This window comes from Kitasatospora phosalacinea (assembly GCF_000717185.1).
Lineage (GTDB): Bacteria > Actinomycetota > Actinomycetes > Streptomycetales > Streptomycetaceae > Kitasatospora > Kitasatospora phosalacinea_A.
Genome location: NZ_JNYE01000004.1, coordinates 33,078 through 56,794 on the forward strand (window position 1 = coordinate 33,078; position 23,717 = coordinate 56,794).

The 23,717-nt window shown below is 74.5% G+C and carries 25 protein-coding genes and 1 riboswitch; of the genes, 9 read left to right on the top strand and 16 right to left on the bottom strand.

Going from position 1 to position 23,717, the window contains the following annotated elements; all coding sequences use genetic code 11:
* Positions 1-13 precede the first annotated feature (13 nt).
* The 9 genes from OO57_RS02805 to OO57_RS02845 form a co-directional block, all read right to left on the bottom strand.
* Positions 14-1,063, bottom strand: coding sequence for a hemolysin family protein (locus OO57_RS02805; RefSeq protein WP_033250626.1), 1,050 nt, complete (start codon positions 1,061-1,063; stop codon positions 14-16).
* Positions 1,060-2,394, bottom strand: coding sequence for a hemolysin family protein (locus OO57_RS02810; protein WP_033250627.1), 1,335 nt, complete (start codon positions 2,392-2,394; stop codon positions 1,060-1,062). The genes OO57_RS02805 and OO57_RS02810 overlap by 4 nt, the downstream gene beginning before the upstream one ends.
* Before the next feature lie 208 nt (positions 2,395-2,602).
* Positions 2,603-3,067 (bottom strand): PH domain-containing protein, encoded by a 465-nt coding sequence (locus OO57_RS02815; RefSeq protein WP_418909867.1) that lies wholly within the window; start codon positions 3,065-3,067, stop codon positions 2,603-2,605.
* 56 nt (positions 3,068-3,123) lie between these two features.
* Positions 3,124-3,972: an ATP phosphoribosyltransferase gene (gene hisG, locus OO57_RS02820; RefSeq protein ID WP_033250628.1), complete on the bottom strand. Its 849-nt coding sequence runs from the start codon at positions 3,970-3,972 to the stop codon at positions 3,124-3,126.
* Positions 3,973-4,015: 43 nt separating this feature from the next.
* Positions 4,016-4,288, bottom strand: coding sequence for a phosphoribosyl-ATP diphosphatase (locus tag OO57_RS02825; protein WP_033250629.1), 273 nt, complete (start codon positions 4,286-4,288; stop codon positions 4,016-4,018).
* A gap of 89 nt (positions 4,289-4,377) precedes the next feature.
* Positions 4,378-4,875: a 6,7-dimethyl-8-ribityllumazine synthase gene (gene ribH / locus OO57_RS02830; protein ID WP_033250630.1), complete on the bottom strand. Its 498-nt coding sequence runs from the start codon at positions 4,873-4,875 to the stop codon at positions 4,378-4,380.
* An 87-nt stretch (positions 4,876-4,962) separates the two neighbouring features.
* Complete coding sequence (locus OO57_RS02835) at positions 4,963-6,291, bottom strand: bifunctional 3,4-dihydroxy-2-butanone-4-phosphate synthase/GTP cyclohydrolase II (protein ID WP_234337194.1); 1,329 nt, start codon at positions 6,289-6,291, stop codon at positions 4,963-4,965.
* Complete coding sequence (locus OO57_RS02840; protein WP_033250631.1) at positions 6,288-6,929, bottom strand: nicotinamide mononucleotide transporter family protein; 642 nt, start codon at positions 6,927-6,929, stop codon at positions 6,288-6,290. The genes OO57_RS02835 and OO57_RS02840 overlap by 4 nt, the downstream gene beginning before the upstream one ends.
* Positions 6,926-7,585 (bottom strand): riboflavin synthase, encoded by a 660-nt coding sequence (locus OO57_RS02845; protein ID WP_033250632.1) that lies wholly within the window; start codon positions 7,583-7,585, stop codon positions 6,926-6,928. The genes OO57_RS02840 and OO57_RS02845 overlap by 4 nt, the downstream gene beginning before the upstream one ends.
* Positions 7,586-7,768: 183 nt before the next feature.
* A riboswitch (FMN riboswitch) is annotated at positions 7,769-7,896 on the bottom strand.
* A 151-nt stretch (positions 7,897-8,047) separates the two neighbouring features.
* Here OO57_RS02845 and OO57_RS02850 point away from each other — a divergent pair.
* From OO57_RS02850 to OO57_RS02860, 3 genes are all read left to right on the top strand, one after another.
* Positions 8,048-8,296 carry an SCO4226 family nickel-binding protein gene (locus OO57_RS02850; protein WP_033250633.1) on the top strand — a complete coding sequence of 83 codons (249 nt, stop codon included), beginning with the start codon at positions 8,048-8,050 and terminating at the stop codon, positions 8,294-8,296.
* A 36-nt stretch (positions 8,297-8,332) separates the two neighbouring features.
* Complete coding sequence (locus OO57_RS02855; RefSeq protein ID WP_033250634.1) at positions 8,333-8,971, top strand: MSMEG_1061 family FMN-dependent PPOX-type flavoprotein; 639 nt, start codon at positions 8,333-8,335, stop codon at positions 8,969-8,971.
* Positions 8,972-9,162: 191 nt separating this feature from the next.
* Positions 9,163-10,554 (top strand): FAD-dependent oxidoreductase, encoded by a 1,392-nt coding sequence (locus OO57_RS02860; protein WP_033250635.1) that lies wholly within the window; start codon positions 9,163-9,165, stop codon positions 10,552-10,554.
* A 329-nt stretch (positions 10,555-10,883) separates the two neighbouring features.
* Here OO57_RS02860 and OO57_RS39070 read toward each other — a convergent pair whose 3' ends face one another.
* Both OO57_RS39070 and OO57_RS02870 read right to left on the bottom strand, forming a co-directional pair.
* Positions 10,884-12,674 carry a PxKF domain-containing protein gene (locus OO57_RS39070; protein WP_051776439.1) on the bottom strand — a complete coding sequence of 597 codons (1,791 nt, stop codon included), beginning with the start codon at positions 12,672-12,674 and terminating at the stop codon, positions 10,884-10,886.
* 246 nt (positions 12,675-12,920) lie between these two features.
* The gene (locus OO57_RS02870) at positions 12,921-13,553 is read right to left on the bottom strand and encodes a CGNR zinc finger domain-containing protein (RefSeq protein WP_033250636.1); all 633 of its coding nucleotides are present in this window, start codon (positions 13,551-13,553) and stop codon (positions 12,921-12,923) included.
* 128 nt (positions 13,554-13,681) lie between these two features.
* Here OO57_RS02870 and OO57_RS02875 point away from each other — a divergent pair, with 128 nt between their 5' ends.
* The 4 genes from OO57_RS02875 (at position 13,682) to OO57_RS02890 (ending at position 17,541) form a co-directional block, all read left to right on the top strand.
* On the top strand, positions 13,682-14,422 hold the full coding sequence (locus OO57_RS02875) for a metallophosphoesterase (RefSeq protein WP_033250712.1): 741 nt from the start codon (positions 13,682-13,684) through the stop codon (positions 14,420-14,422).
* 205 nt (positions 14,423-14,627) lie between these two features.
* Positions 14,628-15,020: a DUF302 domain-containing protein gene (locus OO57_RS02880; RefSeq protein ID WP_033250637.1), complete on the top strand. Its 393-nt coding sequence runs from the start codon at positions 14,628-14,630 to the stop codon at positions 15,018-15,020.
* Positions 15,021-15,127: 107 nt separating this feature from the next.
* Positions 15,128-17,296, top strand: a complete 2,169-nt coding sequence (locus tag OO57_RS02885) for an MMPL family transporter (RefSeq protein WP_033250638.1) — start codon at positions 15,128-15,130, stop codon at positions 17,294-17,296.
* Positions 17,297-17,331: 35 nt separating this feature from the next.
* Entirely contained in the window at positions 17,332-17,541 is a 210-nt protein-coding gene (locus OO57_RS02890) for a hypothetical protein (protein ID WP_033250639.1), read from the top strand.
* A 76-nt stretch (positions 17,542-17,617) separates the two neighbouring features.
* On the opposite strand, the gene OO57_RS02895 is transcribed toward OO57_RS02890, so the two are convergent.
* Together OO57_RS02895 and OO57_RS02900 are read right to left on the bottom strand one after the other, a co-directional pair.
* Positions 17,618-18,394 carry an HAD family hydrolase gene (locus tag OO57_RS02895; RefSeq protein WP_033250640.1) on the bottom strand — a complete coding sequence of 259 codons (777 nt, stop codon included), beginning with the start codon at positions 18,392-18,394 and terminating at the stop codon, positions 17,618-17,620.
* 24 nt (positions 18,395-18,418) lie between these two features.
* Entirely contained in the window at positions 18,419-19,660 is a 1,242-nt protein-coding gene (locus tag OO57_RS02900; protein WP_063737480.1) for an ADP-ribosylglycohydrolase family protein, read from the bottom strand.
* Between the two features lie 106 nt (positions 19,661-19,766).
* Here OO57_RS02900 and OO57_RS02905 point away from each other — a divergent pair, with 106 nt between their 5' ends.
* Complete coding sequence (locus tag OO57_RS02905; protein ID WP_033250641.1) at positions 19,767-19,967, top strand: hypothetical protein; 201 nt, start codon at positions 19,767-19,769, stop codon at positions 19,965-19,967.
* A 7-nt stretch (positions 19,968-19,974) separates the two neighbouring features.
* Here OO57_RS02905 and OO57_RS02910 read toward each other — a convergent pair whose 3' ends face one another.
* The gene (locus OO57_RS02910; RefSeq protein ID WP_033250642.1) at positions 19,975-20,718 is read right to left on the bottom strand and encodes an SOS response-associated peptidase; all 744 of its coding nucleotides are present in this window, start codon (positions 20,716-20,718) and stop codon (positions 19,975-19,977) included.
* An 88-nt stretch (positions 20,719-20,806) separates the two neighbouring features.
* Positions 20,807-21,793: an aldo/keto reductase gene (locus OO57_RS02915; protein WP_033250643.1), complete on the bottom strand. Its 987-nt coding sequence runs from the start codon at positions 21,791-21,793 to the stop codon at positions 20,807-20,809.
* 127 nt (positions 21,794-21,920) lie between these two features.
* On the opposite strand from OO57_RS02915, the gene OO57_RS02920 reads away from it, so the two are divergent.
* Positions 21,921-23,246 carry an amidase gene (locus OO57_RS02920; protein WP_063737481.1) on the top strand — a complete coding sequence of 442 codons (1,326 nt, stop codon included), beginning with the start codon at positions 21,921-21,923 and terminating at the stop codon, positions 23,244-23,246.
* On the opposite strand, the gene OO57_RS02925 is transcribed toward OO57_RS02920, so the two are convergent.
* Positions 23,213-23,623, bottom strand: coding sequence for a hypothetical protein (locus tag OO57_RS02925; protein WP_033250644.1), 411 nt, complete (start codon positions 23,621-23,623; stop codon positions 23,213-23,215). The genes OO57_RS02920 and OO57_RS02925 overlap by 34 nt on opposite strands.
* Positions 23,624-23,717 lie beyond the last annotated feature (94 nt).

Below are 23,717 nucleotides of genomic sequence, written 5' to 3' on the forward strand. Positions count from 1 at the left end.
GCGGGCCGCGCCGTCAGCGCTGGGCGGCGGCGGGCGGCCGGTGGTCGGGGTCGTGCACCTCGCCGACCAGTTCCTCCAGCACGTCCTCCAGGGCGACCAGGCCGAGCTGGCGCCCGTCCGGGTCGACCACGGCGGCCAGGTGGGCGGCGGCGCGGCGCATCGCGGCGAGCGCGTCGTCCAGCGGCAGGCCGGAGCGCAGCACGGTGATCGGCCGCCACAGCCGGGCCGGGACGGGCGCGGCGAGGTCGTCGGCCTCCAGCGAGTCCTTGACGTGCAGGTAGCCGAGGACGGTGCCCTGCTCGTCGGCGACCGGGAAGCGGGAGAAACCGGTGCGCACGGCCAGGCGCTGGATCTCCTCGCCGGTGACCTCGCGGCCGACGGTGACCAGCTGCTCGGGGTCGAGCAGCACCTCGGTGACCGGGCGGCGGCCCATCTCCAGGGCGTCCTCCAGGCGTTCGCGGCGGCTGTCGTCGAGCAGCCCGGCCTCGCCGGAGTCGGTGAGCATCAGCAGCAGCTGCTCGCTGGTGGCGACCGAGTCGACCTCGTCCTTGGGCTCGACCCGGAACAGCCGCAGCACGCCGTTGGCGAAGGCGTTCAGGAAGGCGATGAACGGGGCGAGCAGGCGGGCCAGGCGGTCCAGCGGCGGGCCGAGCCAGAGCGCGGCCTTCTCCGGCCCGGCCAGGGCGAGGTTCTTCGGGACCATCTCGCCGATCACCATGTGCAGGAACACCACGATGCTCAGCGCGATGACGTAGCTCAGCAGGTGCATCGCCGAGTCGGGCACGCCGAGCGCGTGGAAGGCGGGCTCCAGCAGGTGCGCGATGGTGGGTTCGGCGAGCGCGCCCAGCAGCAGCGAGCAGACGGTGATGCCGAGTTGGGCGGCGGCCAGCATCGCGGAGACATTGGACAGCGCGTGCAGGACGGTGCGGGCGCGCTTGTCGCCCGCCTCGGCGAGCGGTTCGACCTGGCTGCGGCGCACCGAGATGACGGCGAACTCGGCGCCGACGAAGAAGGCGTTGCCGAGCAGCAGGAGCAGGGAGAAGGCGAGTTGCAGGGCGCTCATCGGTGGCCGTCCAGGTCGTCGTGCCCGTCGTGCACCCGGCGGACCTCGACCCGGCTGGTGCGGTGCCGGTCGACGGCGGTCACCGTCAGCTCCCAGCCGGGCAGGTGGGCGTGCTCGCCGACGGCGGGGAGCTTGCCGAGCAGGTCGGCGAGCAGGCCGCCGAGCGTCTCGTACGGGCCGTCGGGGGCGTTCAGGCCGATCTTGGCGAGCTGGTCGAGCCGGGCCCGGCCGTCGGCGTCCCAGACCGGCAGTCCGTCGCGCGGGGCGAGCGGGCGCAGGTCGGGGGTGTCGGCGGGGTCGTGCTCGTCCTGGACCTCGCCGACCACCTCCTCGACGATGTCCTCGATGGTGGCGACGCCCGCGGTGCCGCCGTACTCGTCGACCACCACGGCCATCGGTTCGCGGCCGCGCAGCAGGTCGAGCAGCCGCTCGGCGGGCATGGTCTCGGGCACCAGCAGCGGCGGGGCGGCCAGGTGGCGGACCCTGGTGTGGTCGCGCCGCCCGGCGGGGACGGCGAGGGCGTCCTTGAGGGTGACGGTGCCGGTGACCTCGTCGAGGCTCTCGGCGTACACCGGGAAGCGGCTCAGCCCGGTGGCCCGGGTCAGGTTGAGCACGTCGGTGGCGGTGGCGTCCTCCTGGAGGGCGGCGACGTCGATCCGCGGGGTCATCACGGACTCGGCGGTCAGCTCGCGCAGGCCCAGGGTGCGGACGAACAGCGTCGCGGACTGCTCGTCCATCACGCCGGCCTGGTACGAGTGCCGGGCCAGCGCGACGAGTTCGTCGGCGGTGCGGGCGTGGCCGAGCTCCTCCTGCGGTTCGACGCCGAGGGCCCGGACGATCCGGTCGGCGGAGCCGTTGAGGAACGCGATCAGCGGTCGGCAGGCGGCGGAGAACGCGCGCTGCGGGCCGACCACCGCGTAGGCGACCTGGATCGGCCGGGAGATCGCCCAGTTCTTCGGGACGAGCTCGCCGATCACCATCTGGATCACGGTGGCCAGCACCAGGCCGACCAGCACCGCGGTGCCGCGGGCCGCCGACTCGGGCAGGCCGACGGCGGTGAACACCGGCGTGAGCAGGACGGACAGCGCCGGTTCGGCGAGCATGCCGACCACCAGTGAGGTGATGGTGATGCCGAGTTGGGCGCCGGAGAGCTGGAAGGACAGCTTGTGCAGGGCCTTCGACAGGCTCTTGGCCTTGCGGTCGCCGCCGGCCGCGGCGCGTTCCACCGTGCCGCGGTCGGCGGTCACGAACGCGAACTCGGCGGCCACGAACAGGCCGTTGGCGAGGATGAGCAGGAATGCCGCGAGCAGCAGGAGCCAGGCGGTGGTCATCGGGCCGCCCGCCTTCCCTGACTGGAAACGTGCGCGGCGGCGCGGGTACTACCGGACGGATCGTCCATCGAGGGGAGGTGTCACTCCTCTGGTCGCGGGCGGACGCGGGGAGCCCGGTTCTCGGGTGGGCTTTGCCGCGGTTTTACCAGCGTAGACGATACCCGAACGCTTCCGGGGCCCCTGTTCGACCCGTCCGTCCGGGGGCGTGTCAGGGCCGCTGCCCCCCGGTGCCGCGCTGCTCGACCAGGTCGCGCAGGGCGCGGGCGGCGGCGATGGCCTGCTCGCGCCCGCCGCCGGGCTGGATGCCGACGGCGGCCAGCGCGGTGCCGTCCGCGAGGTCGAGCACCACCCAGGGGTCGCCCGCCCGGAAGTTCACCCGGACCACCTCGGCCCAGGACAACCGCCGGCTGCGGACGAAGTTGACCACGGTCAGGCCCGCCTCGTCGGCGACCACCTGGGGGCGGGCCAGCATCACGCCGACCGCGGCGAACAGCAGGCCGGACCCGACCATCATCGCCCGGTCGTTGAACTGCCAGCTCTCCGGCAGCACGACGGCGAGCACCGAGAACAGCACCACCATCACGGCGCACAGCGCGTAGAGCACGACGCGGTTGCGGCGGGGCGCCCAGGTCACGGGCAGGGCGGTGGCGGCGGCGGCGGGCGGCACGGGCACGGGTGGCTCCAGGGTGGCGCGGGGGCCGCGGGCGGCGGCCCCCGTCCGGTGGCGGGTCAGATGCGGCAGGCGTGGATGTTGGTGACCAGGATGGCGCGGGCGCCGATCGCCCACAGGTCGTCCATGATCCGCTGGGCCTCCTTGCGGAGCACCATCGAGCGGACGGCCACCCAGCCCTCGGTGTGCAGCGGCGAGACGGTCGGCGACTCCAGGCCCGGGGTGAGGGCGACGGCCTCGCCGACCTTCTCCGCGCGGATGTCGTAGTCCATCAGCACGTAGCGGCGGGCCACCAGCACGCCCTGCAGGCGGCGCAGGAACTGCTCGACCGCGGCGTCCTCGCCCGCGCCCTTGGAGCGGATCACCACGGCGTCGGAGACCAGGATCGGGTCGCCGAACACCTCCAGGCCCGCGTTGCGCAGGCTGGTGCCGGTCTCCACCACGTCGGCGATCACGTCGGCGACGCCCAGGTGCACGGCGGTCTCGACCGCGCCGTCCAGCTTGGTGACGGTGGCCTTCACGCCGTGCTCGGCGAGGTGCTGCTCGACCAGGCCGGTGTACGAGGTGGCGATCCGCAGGCCGTCCAGGTCACGGACGTCGGAGAGCTCGGTGCCGACCGGCTTGGCGAAGCGGAACGTCGACCCGGCGAAGCCGAGCGCGAGCACCTCCTCGGCCTCCGAGGCGGAGTCCAGCAGCAGGTCGCGGCCGGTGATGCCGACGTCGAGCCGGCCGGAGCCGACGTACACGGCGATGTCGCGCGGGCGCAGGAAGAAGAACTCGACCTGGTTGTCCGGGTCGACCAGGACGAGTTCCTTGGCCTCCTTGCGCTGCCGGTAGCCGGCCTCATGGAGCATCTCCGCCGCGGGACCCGAGAGCGAACCCTTGTTGGGGACGGCGATGCGGAGCATGAGAGGCGAACCCTTCGCGTTGGCGATCATTGTGGGGTGGGGCTTAGAGGTACTTGTAGACGTCTTCGAGCGTCAGCCCGCGGGCGAGCATCATCACCTGGACGTGGTAGAGGAGCTGGGAGATCTCCTCCGCCGCCTCCTCGGGCGACTGGTACTCGGCGGCCATCCAGACCTCGGCGGCCTCCTCGACGACCTTCTTGCCGATCGCGTGGACGCCCTGCTGCACGAGCTGGGCGGTACGGGAGGTCGCGGGGTCGCCGGTGGCGGCCTTCTGCTGGAGCTCGGCGAAGAGCTCCTCGAATGTCTTGGAAGCCATGATGGGCTCACCTTACGGGGTGCGGGCTGACGGACGGTAAACGGTTTCGCACCGTGGACAGTCGGATGGACGACCGGACGGACGGCCGGTCAGCTCCGCGGGGCGGCCGCGGCGCGCAGCGCGGCCGCGGTGGCCACCGCGGCGGTGACCGCCTCGTGGCCCTTGTCCTCGGCGGAGCCGGGCAGCCCGGCCCGGTCCAGCGCCTGCTGCTCGGTGTCGCAGGTGAGCACTCCGAAGCCGACCGGGACGCCGGTGTCCACCGACACCCGGGTCAGGCCGAGGGTGGCGCCCTGGCAGACGTAGTCGAAGTGCGGGGTGCCGCCGCGGATCACCACGCCCAGCGCCACCACCGCGTCGTAGCCCGCGTCGGCCAGGCGCTTGGCGGCGACCGGCAGCTCGAAGGTGCCGGGGACGCGGACCACGGTGGCGCCGCCGTCCGCGCCGAGCTCCTTCAGGGCGCGCTGGGCGCCGTCCAGCAGGCCGTTCATCACCTGCTCGTGCCACTGGGCGGCGACGACCGCGACCCGCAGGTCGGCGGTGTTCTCCAGGTTCTCCGGGGACAGGACGGGGGCTCCGTGGCCGGCCATGTTCGTCTTCCTCTGTTCGGTTGCTGACGTGCGTTCGGGGGTCTTGCTTTCGGGGGTCTTGCTGCGGTGCTTGCTTGCCGTCGTCGCTTACTTGCCGTCGTCGTCGAGCCACGGCAGGTCGTGGCCCATCCGGTCGCGCTTGGTGCGCAGGTAGCGCAGGTTGTGCTCGCCCGCGGCGGTGGGCAGCGGGCGGCGGGCGGCGACCTTGAGGCCGTGCTCGGTGAGCGCGGTCTGCTTGGCCGGGTTGTTGCTGAGCAGGGTCAGCGAGCGCACGCCGAGGTCGGTGAGCATCTGCGCGGCGATCGAGTAGTCGCGGGCGTCGGCGGGCAGGCCCTGGTCGAGGTTGGCGTCGACGGTGTCCAGGCCCTGCTCCTGCAGCTGGTAGGCGCGCAGCTTGTGGGCCAGGCCGATGCCGCGGCCCTCGTGGCCGCGCAGGTAGAGCACCACGCCGCGGCCGGCCTCGGCGACGGCGGCCAGCGAGGCCTGCAGCTGGGGGCCGCAGTCGCAGCGCAGCGAGCCGAACACGTCGCCGGTCAGGCACTCGGAGTGCAGCCGGACGAGCACGTCCTCGCCGTCGGGGAGCCGGCCGTCCGCGCCCAGGCCGCCCGCGACCAGGGCCAGGTGCTCGGTGCCGTCGATGGTGCCGCGGTACCCGACGGCGGTGAACGTGCCGTGCTCGGTGGGCAGTTGGGTGACGGCGGCGCGGTCGACGTGCAGTTCGGTGCGGCGGCGGTAGGCGATCAGGTCCTCGATCGAGATGATCGCCAGGCCGTGCTCGCGGGCGAAGGCGTGCAGTTCGGGCAGCCGGGCCATGGTGCCGTCGTCGTTGACCACCTCGGCGATGCCGCCCGCCGGGGCGAGCCCGGCGAGGCGGGCCAGGTCGACGGCGGCCTCGGTGTGGCCGGGGCGGACCAGCACGCCGCCGTCGACGGCGCGCAGCGGGAAGACGTGCCCGGGGCGGGTCAGGTCGGCCGGTTCGGTGCCCGCACTGGCCAGCAGCTTGACGGTGCGGGCCCGGTCGGCGGCCGAGATGCCGGTGGAGACGCCGTCGCGGGCGTCCACCGAGACGGCGTAGGCGGTGCCCTTGCGGTCCTCGTTGACCCGGGTCATCGGCGGCAACTCCAGCCGGTCGAGCTCCTCGCCGGTCATCGGCACGCAGATCACGCCGGAGGAGTAGCGGACGGTGAAGGCCAGCAGTTCGGGGGTGGCGGCGGAGGCGGCGAAGACGATGTCGCCCTCGTTCTCGCGGTCCTCGTCGTCGACCACGATCACGGCGCGGCCGAGCGCGACGTCGGCGATCGCGCGCTCGACCGGGTCGAGGGCGAGCGGCTCGGCGGCGGGCAGCGGCCGGTCGGCGGGCTCGGTGGCGGCGGGCTCGGTGGCGGCGGGCTCGGTGGCGGCAGGCTCGGTGCTCATGCGGCGGCTCCCTTGGCGAGCGGGGCGGTTCGGGTGGCCCGGGCCTTCGTCCACCAGTTGGCCAGGCCGGCCACCACCAGGACGAAGTAGACGGTGAAGGTGAGGGCGGTGAAGGAGTAGCCGTGGTTGTACGCGTAGGGCACGCCGATCAGGTCGACGGCCAGCCAGGCGAACCAGAACTCGACCCAGCCGCGGGCCTGGGCGTACATCGCGGCGAGCGTGCCGACGAAGATGTAGGCGTCGAACAGCGGCGCGTAGGACAGCTTCGGTTCGATGTGGAAGAGCCAGGCGACGGCGGCGGTGCCGACCGCGGTGGCGGCGACCAGCACGGCCCGCTCGGTCCAGCTCGCGAAGCGCACCTCGACCTGGCCGGTGTCGCGGCGGCCGCGGTTCCACTGCGCCCAGCCCCAGACCGAGGCGACCACGACGATCGCCTGCTTGCCGATCAGGCCGGGCATGTGGCTGCCCCAGAAGGCGGTGATCAGCACCGCGCCGGCCAGCAGTTGGGCGGGCCAGGTCAGCACCGAGCGGCGCCAGCCGAGGGCCAGGCCGACCAGGCCGATCAGGTTGCCGACCATGTCGGCGACCTTCACGTCCTGCCCGAAGGCGGAGAAGGACAGGTCTGCGAACGCACTCACTTGGTACCCCCCAGGGTGTCGGGCAGTGCACGGGCGTCGAGCAGCCGCTCGACGTACTTGGCGAGGACGTCCACCTCGAGGTTCACGGGCTCGCCAACCTGCCTGGCGCCCAGCGTGGTGAGGGCCAGGGTGGCGGGGATCAGCGAGACGGTGAACGAGTCGGGGGCCGCTTCGACGACGGTCAGGCTCACTCCGTCCACGGTGATCGACCCCTTCTCCACCAGGTAGCGCGAGATCGGCTGCGGCAGGCTGAAGCGCAGCACCTCCCAGCGCGGGTTCCCGTCCGCGTCGAGGTCGCCGGGCGCGCGGGAGAGCAGCGTGCCGGTGGCGTCGACGTGCCCCTGCACCAGGTGGCCGCCGAGCCGGGCGCCGAGCGCCATCGCCCTCTCCAGGTTGACCCGGGAGCCGGGGCGCAGCACGCCGAGGCTGGAGCGCTGCAGCGTCTCGCGCATCACGTCGGCGCTGAACTCGCCGCTGCGTTCGGCCAGTTGCTCGTTGTCGTCGAGGACGGTCAGGCAGACGCCGTTGACCGCGATCGAGTCGCCGTGCCGGGCGTCGGCCGTCACGACCGGGCCGCGCAGGCGGATGCGCGAGGATTCGCCGATCTCCTCGATGGAGACGACCTCGCCGAGCTCTTCGATGATGCCGGTGAACACCCGGGTTCTCCTCGCGCTTGGGCGCGGACTCCGGGGCGGCTCGTGGGAGTTGACTGCGGACGCATGCCCGACGGGGCGCACCCGGGGCGCCTGGGCTTCCTCGCCGAGGCACGGGTTCGCTGCCGTCCTGCTTCTCGCACCCCGGCCCTCGGGTGGGCCGCGGTGCTGACACGCTTCGTCCGCCGCGCACGCCTCCCATCCGGACTTTAACCGTCGGTCCAGGAATTTCACCTGGTCAACCGGCCGCTGGCTGCGGACGGGTCGCGGACTGTAACCGCCGGTTCGGATTTTCACCGACCCCGGAGTGCGCTGAACGTCACTGATCTACTGCACCCACATTGTTGCACGCGCGGGTGGTCGGGCCGCAAGGACGTGTCCTGTGGCCTGGTTCACGTCGGCGGCGCACGGTGGGAGGGAATAGTTCTCCGTACGGAGGGCTCCCGGCCGAGGAGTTGAACCGGAATGGCGATGTTCATGGACGTCCACCACGGCATGGCGGGCATCACCGCCGAGCAGTTGAAGGCCGCGCACGAGGCGGACCTCGCGGCGCAGGGCGAGGAGGGCGTGGAGTTCCAGCAGGCGTGGGCCGACCCGGACTCGGGCACGGTCTACTGCCTGTCCTCCGCCCCGACCCGGGAGGCCGTGCAGCGCGTGCACGAGCGCACCGGGCACCCGGCGGACGAGGTGCACCCGGTGCCGCTGCACGTCTAGCGGGCCCGGACATAAGCGGCGGTAGCGTCGGGCCACGTGATCTTCGACGCCCTCGCCGCGGACGCGGTCCGCGAGCCGGCCCGCCTGCGGGCCCTGTACGAGCAGCCGAGCGAACTGGTGCGGCGCAAGCAGGTGGACCACCTGCACGAGGCGGCGCGCCGGTTCGTCGGCTGCTCGTCGCTGGTCTTCCTCGCCACCGCCGACGCCGACGGCAACTGCGACGCCACCCCGCGCGGCGGCCCGCCCGGGTTCGTCGCGGTGCTGGACGAGCACACCCTCGCGATCCCCGACGCCACCGGCAACCGGCGCCTGGACAGCCTGCACAACATCGCCGCCACCGGGCGGGCCGGGCTGGTCTTCCTCGTCCCCGGCCGGGGCGCCACCCTGCGGGTCAACGGGCGGGCCTGCGTCAGCGAGGACCCGGAGCTGCTGGCGCGGCTGACGCCGGTGGGCAAGCCGCCGCGCACCGCGATCGTGGTGGCCGCGGACGAGGTGTACCAGCACTGCCCGAAGGCGCTGCTGCGCTCCGCCGCCTGGCAGCCCGGGCAGTGGCTGCCCGCCGACGCGGCGCCCAGCTCGGCCGAGATCACCCTCTCGCACGTGGGCGACCCCGCGCTGACCCTGGAGCAGGTGCTGGCCGCCGAGGAGGAGTCGCTGCGGCTGCGCTACGAGTGAGCGGGGGACCGCGGGGCGGGGTCGGGCGGGGGCTGGTGCATGCTGGAGGGCACGGGGTCTCCGCATAGGCGGAACTTTGGGGGGTCATAGCTTCGGCTTATGACGACATAAGCCGGAGCCCCGTACCGGGCGCGACCGCCGGCCGGAAGGCTGAGCGGTACGCGCCCCGAGTCGAACAGGAGTACCTGCCCATGCCCCGCCCCGTCCGGGTGGCCATCGTCGGTTCCGGCCCCGCCGGGATCTACGCCGCCGACGCGCTGCTGAAGTCCGAACTGGCCGCCGCCCCCGGCGTCTCCATCGACCTGATCGAGCGCCTGCCCGCCCCCTTCGGCCTGATCCGCTACGGCGTCGCCCCCGACCACCCCCGGATCAAGGGCATCATCACCGCCCTGCACCAGGTCCTCGACAAGCCGCAGGTCCGCCTGCTCGGCAACGTCGACTACCCCGGCGACCTCTCGCTCGACGAGCTGCACCGCTTCTACGACGCCCTGGTCTTCGCCACCGGCGCCGAGGCCGACCGCGACCTGAACATCCCCGGCATCGAGCTGGACGGCTCGTACGGCGCCGCCGACTTCGTCTCCTGGTACGACGGCCACCCCGAGGTCCCCCGCAGCTGGCCGCTGGAGGCCGAGCAGGTCGCCGTCCTCGGCGTCGGCAACGTCGCGCTCGACGTGGCCCGGGTGCTCGCCAAGACCGCGGACGAGCTGCTGCCCACCGAGATCCCGCCGAACGTCTACGAGGGCCTCGCCACGAACCGGGCCGTCGAGGTGCACGTCTTCGGACGGCGCGGGCCCGCGCAGGCCAAGTTCTCGCCGATGGAGCTGCGCGAGCTCGACCACTCCCCCACCATCGAGGTGATCGTCGACCCCGAGGACATCGACTACGACGAGGCCTCCATCGCCACCCGGCGCGCCAACAAGCAGGCCGACATGGTCGCCTCCACGCTGGAGAACTGGGCGATCCGCGACGTCGGCGACCGGCCGCACCGCATCCACCTGCACTTCTTCGAGAACCCGGTGGAGGTGCTCGGCGAGGACGGGCGGGTCGTCGCGCTGCGCACCGAGCGCACCGAGCTCGACGGCACCGGCAACACCGTCGGCACCGGCACCTTCCGCGAGTGGCCCGTCCAGGCGGTCTACCGGGCGGTCGGCTACCGCTCCGACGAACTGCCCAAGCTGCCCTTCGACGCCCTCAGCTCGACCGTCCCGCACCAGGCCGGCCGCGTCCAGGAGAACGGCGCCCACCTGCCCTCGGTGTACGTCACCGGCTGGGTCAAGCGCGGCCCCGTCGGCCTCATCGGCCACACCAAGGGCGACGCCAACGAGACCGTCGCCTGCCTCGTCGCCGACCACGGCGCGGGCCTGCTCCGCGAGGCGGCCGAACCCGCCGAGGACGCGGTCGTCGACTTCCTGCGCAGCCGCGGCGTCGACTTCACCACCTGGGAAGGCTGGCACCACCTGGACGCCCACGAGAAGGCCCTCGGCGCGGCCGAGGGCCGCGAGCGGGTGAAGGTCGTCGAGCGGGTCGGGATGCTGGACGCCTCGCGCAGCGAGCGGTCCGCGGAGCGCAACAACCTGCGGTAGCGGCCCCGGGGACGCGGGGACCCGCTGCGCCGGGCGGGACGGTGCGAGAACAGGGGCGCGGGGAACTGCGCGGCCGAGTGAGCGCGCACAGCCGGATCGCGGTGCAGGCAACCACTTGCACCATTTCGCGATCTTGCTGACGTGCTCCTTCCGCTGCGCGCAGTTCCCCACGCCCCTGGCGGTGCGCCCCCCTGGTTTTCGCCTACCCGCTCGCCATCACGACCCGGCGCGCCCGCGGCTTCGACGACGAGCGGGCCGTGGGTGGCCACCAGGGCGGTGCAGTTGCGCTGCTGCGCGGGGTCGTGCGCGGCGGGCGGGGTGGGGCGGGCCTACGTGAACTGGAAGTCGGCCACGTGGTCGGTGCCGTCGGCCAGGGTGAGGTGGAAGGTGCGGCAGCTGCCCGCCCACGCCTTCTCGGTCTTCCACACGTAGGTGTAGGTGGCGGTGGCCGGGTCGTAGGTGAGGCCGGAGGTGCTGGCGGTGCCGACCTCGATCGGGTCGGCGGTGCCGGTGCCACAGCTGCTCGCCCGCGAGGTCGGGGAGCCGTCCTTGAGGACGCCCGGGCCCCGGTCGCCGCCGAGCGAGAACTTGATCGGGATGCTGCGGCCGGCGTTGACCACGTTCACCTCCGGTGCGTTGCGCACGGGGGCGGCGAACCCGGCGAAGTCGTACACGTAGGCGTACCGGTCGGCGGGGCCGGTGGTGCTGGTGCCGCCGGGGGTGGTGACGGTGACGTCGACCGCACCGACCGTGCTCGCGGCGGGGGCGGTGGCGGTGATGGTGGTGTCGTCGACGACGGTGAAGGAGGCGGCCGGGACGGTGCCGAAGGCCACCGCGGTGGCGCCGGTGAAGTCGGTGCCGGTGAGGGTCACGGTGGTGCCGCCCGCGGTCGGGCCGGCCGCGGGGGCGAGGCCGGTGACCGTCGGCGCCGGGACCCGGTAGGCGTACGAGCCCGCGGGGGCGGTGCGGCCCTTCGCGGTCAGGGCGACGTCGACGGCTCCGGCGGGGTGCGGCGGGGCGACGGCGGTGACGGTGCTGTCGTCGACGACGGTGACACCGCTCGCCGGGGCCCCGCCGAAGGTGACCGCGGTGGTGCCGGTCAGGTGGGTGCCGGTGAGGGTGACGGTGGTGCCGCCCGCGGTCGGGCCGGTGGCCGGGGCGAGCGAGGTGACGGTGGGCGGGGCGGACTTGCCCATCGCCAGGCCGTAGGGGCGGGAGAAGCCCCCGGTGGAGGTGACGGTGAGCGTCGCCGTGTCGATCACCGACATGGTGTCGGAGAAGGAGTTGGCGACGTAGACGCGGGTGCCGTCCGGGTCGGCCAGGACGGTGTTCGGCCCGGCGCCGACCGGCACGGTGGCGGTCACGGTGTTGGTCGCGGTGTCCACCACCGAGACCGAGTTGCCCAGCCGGTTGCCGACGTAGAGGGTGGCGCCGTCCGGCGCGATGCCGAGGCCCTGCGGCTGCTGGCCGACCGGGACGACCGTGTCGGTGGCGGCGTCGATCACCGTGACGGTGCGGTTGTTGTAGTTGGCGGCGTAGACGTAGGCGCCGTCGGGGCTGACGGCGAGCCCGGCCGGGTCGGCGGCGGGGACGGCGGCGGTGACGGCCAGCGTCGCGGTGTCGACCACGGACACCGCGCCGCCGCCGAAGTCGCTGACGTAGAGCCGGCTGCCGTCCGGGGAGCGCGCGAGCCCGGCGGTGTACTTGCCGGCCTGGACGGTGGCGGAGACCGTCAGGGAGGAGGTGTCGATCACCTCGACCCCGGCGGTGCCGTTGTGGACGACGTAGACGCGCGCGCCGTCCGGCGAGACGGCCACCGCCCAGGGGGTGCGGCCGACCGGGACGGTGGCGGCGACCGTGTTGGTGGCGGTGTCGATCATCGAGACGGAGTCGCTGCCGCTGTTGGCGACCCACACCTGCGAGCCGTCCGGGGTGAGCTCCAGGTCGGTCGGCGAGGTGCCGACCGGGACGGCGGCGACCGTCGCTCCGGTCGTCGGGTCGACGACGGCGACGGAGCCCGTGCCCTGGTTGGAGACGTAGATCAACTGCCCCGGCCCGGCGGCGTGCGCGGGCGCGGTCGGCAGCACGGCGGCGGCGGTGCCGAGCAGTGCGGTCGCCACTGATCCTGCCGCGGCTCGCCTCAGCCTTCGCCAGCGCCCCGGGCGTATCGCCGTGCGGTTGGTGGTCAGCGCCATGTGTTGTGCCTCTCGCGGGACGCAGAAGCCCGGCCGAACGGGCGGGCTCTGTCTGAACACGCTAGCTTCACGAAACTTGACGAACCGTCAGACGATCGATGATGACCGTTTCTTTTTCTCCGCAAACGGAATTTGATCGTCCGCAGCGGGGACAGTGGGGACGGCGGGAGTTCAGCCCTCGGCCGCCGGGGTGGCGGCGGTGCGTTGCCGGTCGTAGTGCCGGGCGACCCGGGCGCGGTTGCCGCAGGAGGTCTTGCACCACTCCTGGCGGCCGTGGGCCTTGACGAAGTAGCGGACGCAGCGCGGGGCTTGGCAGGCCCGCAGCCGGGTGCGGTCGGGGCCGGCCAGGAAGTCGACGACGGCGCGGGCCAGGGCGGCGAGCAGGCGGGCCCGGGGGTCGGCGGTGGTGGAGCGCGCGCGGATCCGGGCCGGGGAGTCGTCGGCGGCCCAGTCCAGTTGCGGGACGACGGGGTCGAGCGCGGCGGCGGCGTTGAGCCGCTCCAGGGCCCGGTCGGCGGGCATCAGCCGGTGCGCGTCGGCGCGACTGGCGGGGCCGGGGCTGACGGCGCGGGCGAACAGGGCGCGGGCGGCGCGGCGCAGGGCGAGCACCTCGGCGTGCAACTCCGCGTCCAGCGGCGGGAGTTCGGCGGTTCCGGTGAAGCCTTCGGCGTGTTCGGCGAGCCAGGCGGCCGCGGCCGCGGGCTCGGCCAGGTCGTCGAGCACGCCGCCGTCGCCGTCGTGGCGGATGGTGCCCACCAAGTCCAGTGCGGGCCACTGCTGCGCGCCGCCGCCGTCGTTCGTCATCCGTCCGTCCCCTCGCTCCTGCCGCCGCGCCCCGTGCTCCCTTGCCGGGCCGATCACCCCTAGCCTAGGGTTCCTAACGCAAAATCGAAAGCCAACCATTAGGCATTGGCGAAGGAGCCCCCGTGACCCTGCTGCTGGCCCAGATCAGCGACCTGCACCTCGACGGCACCGACCGCGCCACCGAACGCGCCGCCCGCACCGTGCGCCACCTGCGCGGCCTGGCCCGCCCCGTCGACGCGCTGCTGGTCACCGGCGACATCGCCGACCACGCGGCGGAGGACGAGTACCGGGAGGCCGCCGAGCTGCTCGCCGACCTGCCCTTCCCCGTCCTGTACTGTCCGGGCAACCACGACGCGCGCCCCGCCTACCGCAGGGCGCTGCTCGGCGAGGAGCCGGACACCGCGCCGGTCAACCGGGCGCACCTCGTCAACGGCACCGCGGTCCTGATGGTCGACTCGACGGTCCCCGGCCGGGACGAGGGCCTGCTGGAGCCCGCGACGCTCGCCTGGATCGACCGCACCCTGGACGGACTCCCGTCCGGCACCCCGGCGCTGATCGCCTTCCACCAGCCGCCGGTGGCCCTGCACCACCCGCTGCCCGACGCGTACGCCCTGCAGCGGCCGGAGGACCTCGCCGCGCTGCTCGACGCCCACCCCGAGGTCGTCGCCCTGATCACCGGGCACGCCCACACCGCCGCCGCGTCGACCTTCGCCGGACGGCCGCTGCTCGTCGGGCCCGCCGTCACCTGGACGCTCCAACTCCCCTGGGAGACCGAGGACTTCATCGGCCGCGACCAGCCGCCCGGGCTCGCCTACCACGTCCTGGACGAGCAGCGCCGACTCACCACGCACTACCGCGTCGTGCTCTGACCCCTCCCCGGAGGCACCCCCCGTGGCCACCCCGCACGCCGCCGCCGGGCCCCGCTCGCGGCCCCCGGCACCACCGGCGGCCCGGCGGTGCGGTACAGCTCACGGACCGTGCGCCGCGCCGCGGGAATGCGCCTGCGCGCGCGCCGGTTGCACCGGACGTACGGTTGAATACCCAGGGGGGTATCGACGAGAGAGGTTCGACGACATGGCGCACGGCATCACCGCCACCTTGACCGGCACCCCCTTCGCGGAGGCCGCCGACAAGGTCCGCACGGCCCTCGCCGGGCAGGGCTTCGGCGTCCTCACCGAGATCGACCTGACGGCCACCCTGCGCACCAAGCTCGGCGTCGAGCTGGAGGACTACCTGGTCCTCGGCGCCTGCAACCCCGCCATCGCCCACCGCGCCTTGGAGGCCGACCGCCGGATCGGCCTGCTGCTGCCCTGCAACGTGGTGCTGCGCGCCGTCCCCGACGGCGTCCTGGTCGAGGCGATGGACCCGCAGCTGATGGTGCAGTTCACGGGGCGGCCCGAGCTCGCCGAGGTCGCCGACGAGGCCGCCGCCCGCCTGCGCGCGGCGCTCGCCTCGCTGACCGAGTAGTCGATCGACCGCCCGGGGCACCCCCGCACGGGGGCGCCCCGGGCCCCAGTACGCCCCCTTTTATACCCCCCAGGGTATTATTCGTCCCCTCGCGCTTGGAGAGAGCAGTGAACCCCTCCCCCGCCCGGGTGGCCCCGGCCACCGTGCCGCCGTCCGAACCGCCCGCCCCGGCCCGGCCGGGGCTGCTGGGCCGTCTCGGCGTGTGGTCCGTGCACCACTTCAAGGCCGTGCTGGCCGGCTGGCTGCTGCTGGTGATCGGGCTGGGCGCGTTCGCCCCGCAGGTCACCACCGCACTGTCCGGCGCGGGCTGGCAGGCCGACGGCTCGGACTCGGTGAAGGTCCGCACGCTCGCCGAGGAGCACTTCGCGGGCAACGCCTCGTCCGCGCTCCAGATCGTGGTCGCCGCGGACCGCCCCGTCACCGAGCCCGCCGTCCAGCAGGTCATCGACCGGGCCACCGCGCTCGCCGCCGCCGACACCCGGATCTCCACCGTCATCGCGCCGCAGCCCGGCGCCACCATCAGCCAGGACGGCCGCACCGCCGTCCTGCTGGCCGGTGCCGACGCCTCCCCCGACGACATGGTCCGGGCCGCCGACGACCTCAAGGAACCGCTGCGCGCCCTGTCCGGCGACGGCGTCGACGTCACCGCCACCGGTGCCTCGGTGCTGTGGAGCGACTTCAACACCGCCAACCACGACGCGATGATGAAGTCCGAGATCATGTCCTGGCCGGTCACCCTCGGCATCCTGGTCCTGGCCTTCGGCTCGCTGGTCGCCGCCGGACTGCCCCTGCTGCTCACCATGGCCGGCCTGGCCGCCTCGGCGGGCTCGCTGGTGCTGATCAGCCACCTCTTCCCGGTCTCGATCTGGGCGATGAACTTCGCGATGATGTTCGCGCTCGCCCTCGGCATCGACTACGCGCTGTTCCTGGTGGTCCGCTTCCGCGCCGCCCGGGCCGCCGGAAAGAGCGGGCCGCAGGCCGTCGCGGAGACCATGGACACCGCCGGCAAGGCCGTCCTGCTCTCCGGCGTGACCGTGCTGGTCAGCCTGTCGGCCGTGATGCTGGTGCCCGCGCCCGCGTTCCGCTCGATGGCGGGCGGCATCATGCTGGCCGTGCTGTTCGTGCTCGCCGCCACCCTGACCCTGCTGCCCGCCGTCCTCGGCAAGCTCGGCCACCGGGTCGACGCGGTGGCCCTGCCCTGGGCCAAGCGGCAGCAGACCACCTCGCCGCGGTTCGCCGCCTGGGGCGAGCGGCTGTGGAAGCACCCGCTGCGCTGGGGCGCCCTCGCGCTGACCGTGCTGATCGCGCTCGCCGCGCCGGTGATCGGACTGCGCACCGCGATGCCCTCCATCGACGTGCTGCCCGGCGACGCCAGCGCCCGGGCCGGCTACACCGCCGTCCAGCAGGCCTTCGGCCCCGGCACTCCCGGCACCCTGCAGATCCTCACCCCCGCCGACCAGGCCGAGGCCACCGTCCGCACCGTCGCCGCCGACCCCGGCATCGCCGGCGTGATGCCCGCCCAGAGCGCCGCCGACGGCACCGACTGGGCGATGGTCCAGGCAGTCCCGACCGTCGACCCCTCCGACCCGCAGCTCGGCCACACCGTCGACAGCCTGCGCGACGCGCTCCCCGACCACACCCTGGTCGGCGGCGCCTCGGTGGAGAACCTCGACCTGCAGCACCTGCTGACCGAGAAGACCCCGCTGGTGATCGGCGTGGTCATGGCACTGGGCTTCGTCCTGCTGCTGTTCGCGCTGCGCGCCCCGCTGATCGCGGCGCTCGGCACCGTCGCCGGGCTGCTGTCCACCGGGGCCGCGTTCGGCGTGGCCCGGCTGGTCTTCCAGGACGGCCACGGGGCCACCCTGCTCGGCTTCACCTCGCAGGGCTTCCTGGACGGCTGGGCCCCGGTGTTCTTCTTCGCGATGATCTTCGCGATCGCGATGGACTACACCGTCTTCCTGCTCGCCTCCGCCAAGGAGCAGTACGAGCGCACCGGCGACCCCAAGCAGGCCATGGTCGGCGCGCTCGCCCACTCCGGCCGGGTGGTCTTCGCGGCGGCCGCCGTCATGGTCGCGGTGTTCTTCACCTTCGCCGTCTCCGGCCCGCTGCCGCCCAAGGAGATGGGCATCGTGCTGGGCGTGGCCGTCCTGCTGGACGCCGCACTGGTCCGGCTGGTGCTGCTGCCGGTGCTGCTCCGGCTGGCCGGGCACGCCGCCTGGCACACTCCCCGGTGGCTGGACCGCGTCCTGCCCCGCATCCCGTTCTCGCACTCCTGACCCCGCTCGTCCCCCTCTGTAGAAGGAGCACTCCCATGTGTCGTCGCGTCACCTGCAAGTCCTGCGGCAAGCCGAGCTTCGCCGGGTGCGGCATGCACGTCGAACAGGTCCTGGCCGGCGTCCCGAAGTCGCAGCGCTGCTCGTGCGCGGCGGACGCCAAGGCGGCGAAGGCCGCGAAGGCGGCCGGGGGCGCCGGGGATGCCGGGGCCGGGTCCTGGTTCTCCCGGCTGTTCCGGCGCAACTGACGCCGCGCGGGCCCGGGCTCAGATGAGCCCGGGCTCACGGGTCCGGGCGCACGGGTCAGGGCGCACGGGTCAGGGTTCAGGTGAGCAGGGCGGCGACCTCGGCGAGGGTGTGCACCCGGGGGACGTCGGCGGGCGGTTCGGCGTCCGGGGCGGGAGTGCGGTCGAGCCAGATGCCGAGCAGTCCGGCGGCGGTGGCGGCCCGGGCGTCCAGGTCGAGGCGGTCGCCGACGTACGCGGTGCGGGCGGGGGCGGTGCCGAGGGTGCGGCAGGCGAGGTGGAAGATCGCCGGGTCGGGCTTGGGGCGGCCGGTCTCGCCGGAGGCGGTGGTGTGCGGGGCGAGCGCGCCGAGGCCGATGGCGTGCAGTTTGCTGCGCTGGATCTCGCCCTCGCCGTTGGTGATCACGCCGAGCCGCCGCCCGGCGCCCAACTCCCGTACCGCGTCCGGGACGTCGGGGTAGGCGCGCCAGGACGCGCGGTAGCGCCGCAGGTAGCCGGTGAACCAGTCGTCGGCGCGTTCGGCCGACCAGGCGCCCAGGCCGAGGTGCGCGGCCAGGGCGACCGCCCGGGTGCGGCGCTGCTCCTGGACGGTCAACTCGCCCGCCAGGTAGCGGTCGTACTCGGTGCGCTCGACCTGGCGCCAGAACCGCAGCACCGCCTCCCGGTCGAACTCCGGTGCGGCCGTGGCGGGTTCGTGCCCGGGTTCGTGCCCGGGTTCGTGCCCGGGTTCGCGGCCGGGTTCGCGGCCGGACAGCGCCGCCAGCTCCGCCGCGACCCCGTCCAGGACGGCCGCCTCGGCCGCCGCGTCGTGGTCCAGCAGGGTGCCGTCGAGGTCGAACAGCACTGCGTCGATCATCCTGGCCCTCCTCGGAGCGCCACCCTACCGGCCCCCGGCGGCGGGGCGGGCGGTGTCCTGCTCGATCTCCAGCAGGGCGTCGACCAGGCTCCCGGGCCCGGCGAAGTGCGCGGGGTGGGCCTCGACGAGGGCGGCGACGGGGCGCCAGCCGTCGCGCTGCGCGGCGAAGGCCAGCGACCAGGTCTCGTCGCCGGTGTCGGCGCGGTGCAGGTGGAGGACGCCCTCGGCGGTGCGGGTCAGCCAGCGGGGGGTGTGCAGGCCGGTGCGGTAGCGCTGCCACTGGTGGTCGGACCAGAGCAGGTCGGGCACCGGGTGGGGCCGGGGCAGCCGCATCGGGGCGAGCGGGCGCGGGGCGGGGCGCAGCGGCGGCGGGAACGCCCAGGCGGGGAGGGGTTCGCGGGCGGCCAGCCAGTGGGCGGGGATGCCCGCGGTGCCGGTGCGGGCGGCGACCACGCCGCCGGTGATCGCGGCGACCGTGTCGACGTCGCCGCCCGCACCGATCGCGGCCCACACGGCGGACGGGTAGTCGGTGAGCCAGTGGGCGGCGCACCAGAGCGCGTACGGGACGGTGTCGGCGGCGCTGGTGCGGCTGCCGTTGCCGAGCAGGGCGGCGGCCGCGGCGGGGTCGGTGCGGTCGGTCAGCCGGGCCGCCTCGGCCAGGCCGCGGCGTACGGTGCCGGGCGGGGTGAGGGCGGCGACGGCCTGCAAGTACCGTGCGGGCGTGGTGGGTTCGGTGCGGGCCCGGACGGCGAGGGCGGCGGCGACGGCGACCGCGATCGCGCCGTCCACGGCCTGCGGGTGGGTGTGGGTGGTGACGGCGGTGTCGGCGGCCGGGCGGACGGCGGCGGCCGGGTCGGCGGCGTGCGCGGCGCCGAGCGGGGCGACCCGCATGGCGGCGCCGTTGCCGAACGAGCCCTGGCCGTCGAAGAGTTCGGCGGCGAGGCGGCGGGCGTCGCCGCCCTCCCGGACGAGGCGCAGCATCCGGTTGGCGGCGGGGCCGTAGCCCCGGTCGAAGTCGTGGCGGCGGGCGAAGGCGTGGGTGAGGTCGAAGGTGTCGATCGCGCCGCGTTCGCGCTGGGCGGCGTACACCGAGCAGGCCATCTCGGTGTCGTCGGTCCACGGCCAGGGGCCGGGCGGTTCGGTGCGGGCGTCGAGGTGGGTGCGGGCGGTGTCGGGGACGAAGAACTGGGCGCCGAGCGCGTCGCCGACGGACAGGCCCTGGAGGGCGTCGAACGCGGGGCCGCGGTGCGGGGAGGAGTCAGTCATACGTGCCCCACCGAAGCGTGCCGACGGGGCGGGTGTCAAGGCCGTTCGGGCGGCCGGTGGTCTGGGAGGATCGAACGGTGCGTCCCTGAGCGGAAGGTGGTCCCCCGTGGTCGGTGCGGTGCTGGTGGTCGTCCTGGCGCTGGTGGTCGGCGGCTGCGCCTGCGTGGTGTGGGCCGGGCGGGGCGGCCCCGGCTGGGTGCAACTGGTCTCCCGGGCCACGCTGCGGGCGGGCGGGCTGGTGCGCCGGGCGCAGCGCGAACGGCGGCGGCGCGGGATCTCCAACGGCTCGCGGAGCAGCGGGGACTGACGGGTCGTCAGTCGGTGAGGCCCAGCGGGTCGGGGGCTTCGGTGAGCAGGTCGGGGCCGTTGGCGGAGACCCGGTTGACGGCCGTCGGCACGGCCCGGACGAGCAGGTTGCCGTCGGCGGGGCGCTGCAGCAGGTCGTGCAGGTCGTCGCGGCGGCGGTTGGCGGGGTCGAGCCAGTCGCCGAGTTCCGCGCGGGGGACCAGCATCGGCATCCGGTCGTGCACCCGTCCGGCCCGGTCGGTGGCGTCGGTGGTCAGGATCGTCGCGGTGGCCAGCCAGGCCGCCGGGTCGTCCTCGGGCAGGCTCGCGTCCCGCCAGAACTCGTACAGCCCGGCCATCAGCATGAGGGTGCCGGTGGAGAGGAAGTACGGCTGCTTGTAGGCCTTGCGGCCGTCGGCGGCGGGCACCGGGCGCCACTCGTAGTAGCCGTCGGCGGGGATGACGCAGCGGCGGGCCGCGAACGCCCGGCGGAAGGAGGGCTTCTGGTCGACGGTCTCCGAGCGGGCGTTGATCAGCCGGGCCGCGCCCGAGCGGTCCTTCGCCCAGGACGGCACCAACCCCCAGCGCAGCACCCGCAGTTGGCGCTCGATCTCGCCGGTGTCGGTGTCCACCCGCTCCAGCACCGCGGACACCGGGTCGGTCGGGGCCACGTTCCAGCTCGGGGCGAGGGCCTCGGTCGGCTCCCAGCTCGTCACGTCGAGCAGGGAGGCGAGGTCGGCGGAGGGGGTGGTGGAGACGAAACGGCCGCACATGCGTCCCAGCCTGCCACCGACCCCCGACAACCGCACGCGCCGACACCGGGAACGGGGGCGGTCAGGAGCATCAGGAGCGTCAGGAGCATCAGGAGTAGAAGTTGCGCTCCCAGCGGTGCCCGGCGAGCACCTTCAGCTGCTCCTCGGTCAGCGGCACCCCGTCGCCCACCGCGGCATTGCGTTCGACGTTGCGCACCGAGCGCATGCCCGGGATGACGGTGGAGACGGCGGGCGCGCTGAGCACGAACCGCAGGGCGGTCTCGGCGAGTTGGCCGTCGCTGAGGCCCAGGTCGGTGATGCCCAGGTCGGCGGTGAGCGCGGCGACCCGGCGGGCCACCTGGGCGGGCCGGTCGCCGCGGAAGTAGCGGCGCCGGAAGTCGCCCTCGGGGAAGGTGGAGTCGGCGGTGATCCGGCCGGTCAGGCCGCCCTCGTCCAGGGCGACCCGGACGATCACCCCGACGCCGTGCTCCTGGCAGGCCGGGAACAGTTCGTCCAGCGGCGACTGGTCGAACACGTTGAAGATCACCTGCACCGCGTCCACGGCGCCGCTGCGCACCAACTCGACGGCGCTGTGCGGCTCGTGGTCGTTGACCGAGACGCCGAACAGGCCGATCAGGCCCTCCTGCTTCAGCTCCTGCACGGTCTCCAGCCAGTCGCCGCGGCCGAGCCACTCGTCGCTCCACACGTGGAACTGCACCAGGTCGAAGCGCTCCAGGCCGGCGGCCGCCAGCGAGGTGTGCAGGCTCTCCCGGATGTGCGCCCCGGAGAAGGTCTCGGCCGGGTCGACGCCGCGCCGGGCGGGCCACTGGCCGTTCAGCGGGGGTACCTTGGTCGCCACCAGCACCCGTTCGCCGTTCGCGGCCCGCTCCCGCACCACCTGCCCGACCAGCCGCTCGCTCTCCCCGTAGCCGCGGGCCGTGTCGACGAAGTTGACCCCGAGGTCGACCGCCCGGTGCAGGGCCGCCAGCGAGTCCTCCTCCCGCGCGCCCACCCAGCTGGACGCGCCGATCCCCCACGCCCCGTAACCGACCTCCGACACCTCGACGCCGCTGCGTCCGAGTGCGCGGTACCGCATCCGTGGTCCTCCTGGTTCGAACCGACCGTTCCGGGAGGCGACCCTAAGCGGCGCGGCGGGCGGGCGCCAGGGGGCGGTGGGCGGTGGGCGGTGTGGCAGCCTGGGGGCGCGACCGGGGAGGGCGGGCATGGGGATCACCGACGGGCTGTGCGCGCGCATCGAGGCGGGGGACGCGGCGCTGGGCGCCTTCGTCCGCGGGGCGGAGGCGGACGGCGCCCGGCGGGAGCGGCTCGGGGCGGGGGAGCGGGCGGTCCGGGAACAGGCCGGACGGGAACGGGCCGTCCGGGAACGGGCCGTCCGGGAACGGGTCGGCTCGCCGGGCGGGGGGCTGCCGCTGTTCTGCGTGCCGGTCGCGGTCAAGGACGTGCTGCGGGTCGACGGGCTGCCCACCCGGGCCGGGTCCGCGCTGCCCGCCGGGGTGTTCGCGGGCCCGCAGGCCGCGGCCGTGGACCGGCTGCGCGACGCCGGGGCGCTGGTCGCGGGGAAGGCCGTCACCGCCGAGTTCGCGATGAGCGCGCCCGGGCCGACCCGCAACCCGCACCACCCGGAGCACACGCCCGGCGGGTCGAGCAGTGGTTCCGCGGCCGCGGTCGGCGCCGGGCTGGTCCCGCTCGCGCTCGGCACCCAGACCATCGGGTCGGTGATCCGGCCCGCCGCCTACTGCGGCGTCGTCGGGTTCAAGCCGACCTCCGGCCGGATCCCGCTCGACGGGGTGGTGCCGTACGCGCCGTCCCTGGACGCGGTCGGGCTGCTCGCGGACGGCCTGCCGCTGGCGGCGGCCGCGGCCGCCGTCCTGTGCGACGGCTGGCGGACGCCCGACCCGCTGCCCGCGCCCGTCCTCGGCGTGCCGGACGGGCCGTTCCTGCGGCGGGCCGAACCGGAGAGCCTGGCCGCCTTCGCGGCGCAGGTCCGCGCCCTGGCCGAGGCCGGGTTCACCGTCCGCCGGGTGCCGTTCCCCGACGACTTCGACGAGGTGACGGCCGCCCTGTGGACCGTCACCCGGTACGAGGCGGCGCGCAGCCACGCCGCCTGGTTCCCCCGCTACGGGCACCTGTACCGGCCGCAGTCCGCCGCCCTCGTCCGGCAGGGCCTGCCGCTCACCGGGGCGGAGCACGCGCGGGCGCTGCGGCGGCGGGCGGAGTTCCGGGAGCGGCTCGCCGGGCGCACCGCGGACGCCGGGGTCGACCTGTGGATCACCCCGTCCGCGACCGGGCCCGCGCCGCGCGGCCTGGACGCGACGGGCGACCCGACCCCGTGCGTGCCCTGGAGTTGGGCGGGCTGGCCCGCGCTCTCGCTGCCCGCCGGGCGCAGCCGCGGGGGGCTGCCGCTCGGGTTGCAGTGCGCGGCGCCCGCCCGCTGCGACGAGCGGCTGCTCGCCTGGGCGGGGCCGGTCGCGGCGGCGCTGGCGGGGCGGTCGGGTCAGGCGGACGGGGGCTGGGCGCCGCCGTGGTAGTGGGTGTGGGTGCCGCCTTCGACCTTGCCCTGGATCGTGAGACCGGTGAAGTTGCCGCCGCTGATCACGTTGTGCAGGGTGTCGCCCTTCAGGGCCGACTGGGCCCGGCCGTGCCACTGCTCCAGCTCGGGGCCGAACTCCGGTTCCAGCGCGGCCCGGACGGCGAGCGCGGTGTTCAGGCGTCCGGCGAGTTCGGGGTTCTGCGGGTCGCGTTCCAGGGCCACCAGTTCGGCCTCGCCGCTGCTGACCGTGGCGGCCGCCGCGTGCTGGAACGGCCGCCGGATGAGGGCGGTCAGCGCGTTCCAGCTCTGCTTGCCGAGTTCTCCGCCCGCGCCCCCGGCCAGTGCCGCCAGCAAGCCCAGCGAAATCGGGTCCATCGTCCGCCCCTTCCCCTCCACCTGCCGCCCGGTTCGGGCGGCTTGCCACATTACACTCCGCGTTGTGTCCCTCACCCGTGATTCGCAAGCGTCG

What these genes read in the sequence shown, in the direction of transcription:
- OO57_RS02805 (WP_033250626.1), bottom strand. Translation starts at nt 1,063, where the DNA reads ATGAGCGCCCTGCAACTCGCCTTCTCCCTGCTCCTGCTGCTCGGCAAC.
- OO57_RS02810 (WP_033250627.1), bottom strand. Translation starts at nt 2,394, where the DNA reads ATGACCACCGCCTGGCTCCTGCTGCTCGCGGCATTCCTGCTCATCCTC.
- hisG (WP_033250628.1), bottom strand. Translation starts at nt 3,972, where the DNA reads ATGCTCCGCATCGCCGTCCCCAACAAGGGTTCGCTCTCGGGTCCCGCG.
- OO57_RS02825 (WP_033250629.1), bottom strand. Translation starts at nt 4,288, where the DNA reads ATGGCTTCCAAGACATTCGAGGAGCTCTTCGCCGAGCTCCAGCAGAAG.
- ribH (WP_033250630.1), bottom strand. Translation starts at nt 4,875, where the DNA reads ATGGCCGGCCACGGAGCCCCCGTCCTGTCCCCGGAGAACCTGGAGAAC.
- OO57_RS02835 (WP_234337194.1), bottom strand. Translation starts at nt 6,291, where the DNA reads ATGAGCACCGAGCCTGCCGCCACCGAGCCCGCCGCCACCGAGCCCGCC.
- OO57_RS02850 (WP_033250633.1), top strand. Translation starts at nt 8,048, where the DNA reads ATGGCGATGTTCATGGACGTCCACCACGGCATGGCGGGCATCACCGCC.
- OO57_RS02860 (WP_033250635.1), top strand. Translation starts at nt 9,163, where the DNA reads ATGCCCCGCCCCGTCCGGGTGGCCATCGTCGGTTCCGGCCCCGCCGGG.
- OO57_RS02870 (WP_033250636.1), bottom strand. Translation starts at nt 13,553, where the DNA reads ATGACGAACGACGGCGGCGGCGCGCAGCAGTGGCCCGCACTGGACTTG.
- OO57_RS02880 (WP_033250637.1), top strand. Translation starts at nt 14,628, where the DNA reads ATGGCGCACGGCATCACCGCCACCTTGACCGGCACCCCCTTCGCGGAG.
- OO57_RS02890 (WP_033250639.1), top strand. Translation starts at nt 17,332, where the DNA reads ATGTGTCGTCGCGTCACCTGCAAGTCCTGCGGCAAGCCGAGCTTCGCC.
- OO57_RS02895 (WP_033250640.1), bottom strand. Translation starts at nt 18,394, where the DNA reads ATGATCGACGCAGTGCTGTTCGACCTCGACGGCACCCTGCTGGACCAC.
- OO57_RS02900 (WP_063737480.1), bottom strand. Translation starts at nt 19,660, where the DNA reads ATGACTGACTCCTCCCCGCACCGCGGCCCCGCGTTCGACGCCCTCCAG.
- OO57_RS02910 (WP_033250642.1), bottom strand. Translation starts at nt 20,718, where the DNA reads ATGTGCGGCCGTTTCGTCTCCACCACCCCCTCCGCCGACCTCGCCTCC.
- OO57_RS02915 (WP_033250643.1), bottom strand. Translation starts at nt 21,793, where the DNA reads ATGCGGTACCGCGCACTCGGACGCAGCGGCGTCGAGGTGTCGGAGGTC.
- OO57_RS02920 (WP_063737481.1), top strand. Translation starts at nt 21,921, where the DNA reads ATGGGGATCACCGACGGGCTGTGCGCGCGCATCGAGGCGGGGGACGCG.
- OO57_RS02925 (WP_033250644.1), bottom strand. Translation starts at nt 23,623, where the DNA reads ATGGACCCGATTTCGCTGGGCTTGCTGGCGGCACTGGCCGGGGGCGCG.